At 67.6% G+C, this 1,384-nt stretch carries 1 protein-coding gene and 1 other annotated feature; the gene reads left to right on the top strand.

The genetic code is table 11. The features are described from left to right. Positions 1-55: 55 nt before the first annotated feature. Positions 56-1,353 (top strand): IS3 family transposase gene (locus tag D4B81_RS17755; protein WP_419866255.1). Its coding sequence is split into 2 segments (ribosomal slippage): positions 56-347 and positions 347-1,353, totalling 1,299 coding nucleotides; the frame shifts between segments, so codons are not numbered across the junction. Next, positions 334-483: a sequence feature (AL1L pseudoknot), on the top strand. (Overlaps the previous gene by 150 nt.) Positions 1,354-1,384 lie beyond the last annotated feature (31 nt).

The raw sequence follows: 1,384 nt of genomic DNA on the forward strand, positions 1-1,384 counted from the left end.
TGAATCGCCCCGGGTCTGATGGAGGCTCTGAATCCTGGAAAGGATGATGAGCACCATGCCAGCACCGAGGAAGTACAGCGTCGAGCTGCAGCAGCGGGCCACGAGGATGGCGTTGGATGCCAGGGCCGACCCGCAGTCGGCTCGTGGGGCGATCAAGCGGGTGGCGGACCAGCTGGGGGTGCACCCCGAGGCTCTGCGGAACTGGGTACGTCAGGCCGAGGTCGACGAGGGCGCCCGGCCGGGCATCACGACCGATGACGCGCAGCGGCTGGCCGATCTCGAACGCGAGGTCCGCGAACTGCGCCGGGCGAACGAGATCCTGAAGACGTCCGCGGCTTTTTTCGCGGCCGCGGAGCTCGACCGCAAGATCAGATAGAGGTGCCCACCGCGCTGCTGGTCGACTACATCGACCAGCACCGCCACAGGTTCGGGGTCGAGCCGATCTGCACCGTCCTGAAGGACGCCGGCGTGCAGATCGCCCCGAGCACCTACTACGCCGCACGGGAACGCCCGCCGTCGGCGCGTGCTGTGCGTGATGCCGAGCTGGTGCAGGAGATCCGCGCCGCGCACAGGGCCAACCTGGGTGTCTACGGCGCTCGGAAGATCCACGCCGAGCTCAACCGCGAGGGCGTCAAGGTCGCCCGCTGCACGGTCGAACGGCTGATGCGCGTCGAGGGCCTGCGCGGAATCCCGCGGGAGAAGACCCGAAAGACCACGGTCGGTGAGGGCGCGCAGACCGAGCGACCGGCGGACCTGGTGGAGCGCAAGTTCATCGCCGCCGTCCCGAACCAGCTCTGGGTGGCCGACCTGACCTACGTCCGCACGCATGCCGGATGGACCTACGTCGCGTTCGTCCTCGACGTGTTCAGCCGGATGGTCGTGGGCTGGCAGGTCTCGACCAGTCTGCGCACCGACCTCGCGCTGGATGCCCTCGACATGGGGCTGTGGGCCCGTCAGCGCGCAGGCCAGGACGTCACCGGGCTCGTCCATCACAGCGATCGCGGCGTGCAATATCGAGCGATTCGCTACACCGAGCGCCTCGCCGAGGCCGAGGCTGTCGCCTCGGTCGGCTCCAAGGGCGACTCGTATGACAACGCGATGGCCGAGGCGCTCAACTCGCTGTTCAAGGCCGAGTGCATCCGCAACCCCGTCATGAGGCCCAAGGGTGGCTGGAAGTCGGTCGTCGACGTCGAGGTCGCGGTCGCTGAGTACGTCGACTGGTTCAACCACCGACGACTCCACGGCGAGATCGGGCTCGTCCCACCGGCGGAGTTCGAGACCAACCACTGGGCAACACTGCCCGGTGAGCACTACCGTAAGAACCCGGTCCTCACCGAGGTCGGATCCAACTAACCGAGCCTCCACGAAACCCGGGGCGATTCAG

It is taken from the genome of Ornithinimicrobium cerasi (assembly GCF_003702705.1).
GTDB lineage: Bacteria > Actinomycetota > Actinomycetes > Actinomycetales > Dermatophilaceae > Ornithinicoccus > Ornithinicoccus cerasi.